General features: G+C 43.8%; 4 protein-coding genes. All 4 read left to right on the forward strand.

The features are described from left to right. Positions 1-226 precede the first annotated feature (226 nt). The gene (locus HOP58_RS22650) at positions 227-634 is read left to right on the forward strand and encodes a hypothetical protein (RefSeq protein ID WP_234261885.1); all 408 of its coding nucleotides are present in this window, start codon (positions 227-229) and stop codon (positions 632-634) included. Positions 635-697: 63 nt separating this feature from the next. Next, positions 698-1516 (forward strand): hypothetical protein, encoded by an 819-nt coding sequence (locus HOP58_RS22655; RefSeq protein WP_234261887.1) that lies wholly within the window; start codon positions 698-700, stop codon positions 1514-1516. Positions 1517-1625: 109 nt separating this feature from the next. Next, positions 1626-2588 (forward strand): Shedu anti-phage system protein SduA domain-containing protein, encoded by a 963-nt coding sequence (locus HOP58_RS22660; protein WP_234261890.1) that lies wholly within the window; start codon positions 1626-1628, stop codon positions 2586-2588. A gap of 79 nt (positions 2589-2667) precedes the next feature. Beyond that, entirely contained in the window at positions 2668-3411 is a 744-nt protein-coding gene (locus HOP58_RS22665; RefSeq protein ID WP_234261892.1) for a hypothetical protein, read from the forward strand. Positions 3412-3775 lie beyond the last annotated feature (364 nt).

Below are 3775 nucleotides of genomic sequence, written 5' to 3' on the forward strand. Positions count from 1 at the left end.
GGGATGGTCATGCTCATGGGCGGTGCCATCTTCTTGAGGATGGCTTCCTTACGCTCTGCGGGGTAACGCACGTTGATCACCTCTCAATCCGTTTAGGTGACAACTACGCTGACAGATAGGGGCTCCAACACATAACAATCGAAGGCAAGGCGACGGCTTTTCCGTTGCGGCTGCGCCTTCACTACAAAACCGCGCTTGCTGCGGGCGTTATTTTTTTGGAGGGTAAGTGAGAATTGTTATCAATAATGTAGTTGTAAATGTTTTTTGGATGTACTTTCCAGTTGCAATTATCTGGTTTTCTTTATCAATAGCGGGTTATGGTTCGAAAGCATTTGAGGGGCCAGGATTGGTATTTATCGCTTGTGTTATGTATGGGAACACCATTCAAAAATTTAGCGATTTAGAAAAGGACGATATTTGGGCTTATCGCATGTTCTCTATTATTGGGTTTTCTTTATCATTAGTCGTGGCAGTTATCGTTTCTTATGACACATACACACCACACAATGTTGTAAGTAATGTGCTTCTGACGACTTATACAGTGATTGGTCTAGCGTTAGGGTCAATAATCGCGTCTTACATGGCAGTTTATCTTGAAACAAAATATAACAAGTCAAGAAATAAGGACGCGTAAAATGCGCGCGCCTCTTCTTGAAGCGTTATGTGCCCAAAGTTGTGACAATCGTCGAGTTGATATATGGCCGAAGATGTAAAAAGACTGGAGCCAACAAAGGAAACTTTAAGAGAACTATTCTTGAAGTCCGGGAATGAGTGTGCGTATCCCGGATGTAACCATAAAATCATATCTTCATCGGGAGTTTTTTTAGCCCAAATATGTCATATTGAAGCGGCGAATGAAGGTGGTGAAAGGTTTAATCCTAATCAGACAAATGAACAAAGGCGATCTTTTAGTAATCTGCTTTTGATGTGTCACGCGCATCATAAAATTACAGACGATGTCAACGTATATAGTGTTGAAAGAATGAGAGATATTAAGTCTCAGCATGAGTCAAAGTTTACCGATATTGTTTCTACAATACAGAACTCATTTTCAGACCATACTGAACAATCCACAGTGAAAGCATCTTCATCCTTGGAACGGTTTAATCGAGTTTTGAGTTGGGGGCACACAAATAAAGAGCTTGAAGAAACGTTGGAAGATATTACTGCTTTCTCCCAACGTTTACGCTCTCTTCCAATTCAAGCTCGTCAAATACTCACTTTGATGGTAAAGAGATCAATATTCGACCATATTAATGGGCTCCATATATCGCATCATGAGATAAAACTCGTTACGGGTGCTGATGACTCACAGTTAAGAGAAGTAATTCAGGTGCTAGACAAGTATGGATTTATTCAAGAAGGATTCCCAGATGATATGAACCTTGCCACAATTGAAATATGTGAAATTGAGAGAGGCTGGCCTTTTTTAAAAGACTTGAAGAAGTTCTGCGAGGCTGAAGATATCGCCTTAGAGGAAGTTCTTGTTGATTTGAATTTTGGTTTATTAGATTGAGTTCAGCACATAACAAAGCGCTGTTGCCGGACTGGTTCTCCGCTGCGCTCCGAACCAGCCGCAAAGCGCGGCGTTAGGATCACGAACTAGTAGGAAGTATTTGGGAACTATGGAAAAGAAATTTCGGGGAAACGTCGCTGCGGCAAGAAGGCTGCTACTCACTAGGGCAGGAAATAGATGTTCCAACCCGAATTGTGGTGTTCGCTTGATTACTGATGACGGAACTCCCATCGCGGAGATCTGCCACATAGAGGCAATTTCGGAAGGTGGTCCCAGATACAACCCAGGGAAAATAATTAATAAAGAAGACGCTCGGAAAAGAATTGCTGATCTCGATAATTTAATCATTCTCTGTCCAAGCTGCCACAGGCTAGTGGATAGTGATCCTATCTATTACGATGCAGATTGGCTTAGGACCGCTAGAGAGGAACACGAGCGAAAAGTCCTAAATCAACTCGAATCAAAAAGCGCTCCTACTTCTAATAAGGAACTAAGTCGCACGGTCACAAGCTTTCACCAAAGCCTGGATATCTGGCGAGAGAATATTGAAAATGGAGATGAAGAGTTCTGGCAATCCTTGTTTAAAACCAATCCAAAGCTAATAGCCCAAGCTATTCCGAACCATATTATTCAGATTGGCGATAAATGTTACCTTGGTGGGAAGGGTGCTGAGAATAAAGGCGGGAAGGTCGTTGATTTTCTATATGCAACCAATTTTAGCAAGAATTTTGTTGTTGTCGAAATTAAAACTCCAAAAACAAGGTTAATCGGAAAGGAGTATAGGACTGGTGTTTTCTCTCCAACTGAGGACTTGACTGGCTCTGTTGTGCAAGTCCTGTCATACAAAACTACTTTGTTGAAGGATTTCCACTCTGTCCAAAGAGACAACTCCTTTCAAGCTTTCGAACCTACCTGCCTTGTTATTGCCGGCAACTTAGAAATGGAAGCTGACGATGCGGGTAAGCGTGCTTCGTTTGATCTGTATCGCTCAAACTCGAATGTACTGATAATTACCTACGATGAGCTTTTTTACAAAATAGAAAGTCTTTTGGAGCTGCTCGATGAAGGCTGAGACCCTAACAATCGCGTCAATCAGGACGCTCGCTAGCTCGCGCCTATTACGCGGGCGTTATGCCTCATAGGGAGAGGTGATGTCTAAAACAAGAATAACAGTCGCGACTGTCGGGCACATGCCTGCTGATTTTGACAGAAAGAAAATAGAGAATTGGAAATCATCCATATTCGAGATCACAGGGCATATAGAAAGCTATTCATTAACTTGTGATTCCGATGGCGAGGATTGGGAGTTCTCCGATAAGGCGTTGGAAACTGTTTTGCCAAATAACTTTAATGGCGAGTTTCTTGTGGCTATTGTGAACGTGCCAATTGAGCTGAATTGGTACTCGCGTCGCCTCAGTGCAAGCCGTGTAACCTTATCTTATTACGAGATAAAAGAAATTCTTCGCACATCTAACATTCCGCTAGAGAACGCGGCTTTCCGTCTTCTCTATGCGTATACACTTCTATATAGGCGGAGTGGCAATAGAATACCCGACAATTCAGAATCAACAAACTTTACTCATGACGAGACACGAGGCTGTCTCTTCGATATGAACGGGATAAAATCAGACATCATTTATTCATTACATAAGCCAATCATCTGTCCTGATTGCGTGGAACGATTGAAGCGCGAAAAGGTAACCGTGGAGGTTATCTCAAAGTGCCAAAACGACATTCGGAGAATTCAGAAGGCGATGTTTTATCGGATATCCGATTTCATCAAGAAACATCCGCTTTGGTCAATTGTAATTTCAGCAGTAGCAGCCGTTATTCTGGGTGCAATAGGATCCGTGCTTGGTTCGTACATTTATGAAGCAATTAAGTTACAGGCATAACACAGCGCTCCAGCCGATGTCAGGCCGCGATGCGGCCTTCCTCGACTGAGCTCGGCGTTAGGCCGCTAGGGAGCATCATGCAGTGGGCAAGCTTTAAGAATGGCGAGACTCTCGGCCAGATCGGTAGTGAGTCGGGCGTCATCATTCGAGATTCTGAGCACTCGCTTGGCGCCAGGATCACTCTGGAGAGGGGCGGTAGTGTTGCCCCGTACTCGATCACCTGCGGAATTTACGGCTGCATGGTGAGTTATCGTCAAATCTGGTGGATGGCGATCAGGCCGCATTCCTGTCTGATTGATCAACCACTTGCTCCCCGTCCTGGAACTTGACGTTGCTGACGACCAGTTCCAGCTTCTGGAAGTGC

Source organism: Halomonas sp. MCCC 1A11062, assembly GCF_021404355.1.
Lineage (GTDB): Bacteria > Pseudomonadota > Gammaproteobacteria > Pseudomonadales > Halomonadaceae > Halomonas > Halomonas aerodenitrificans.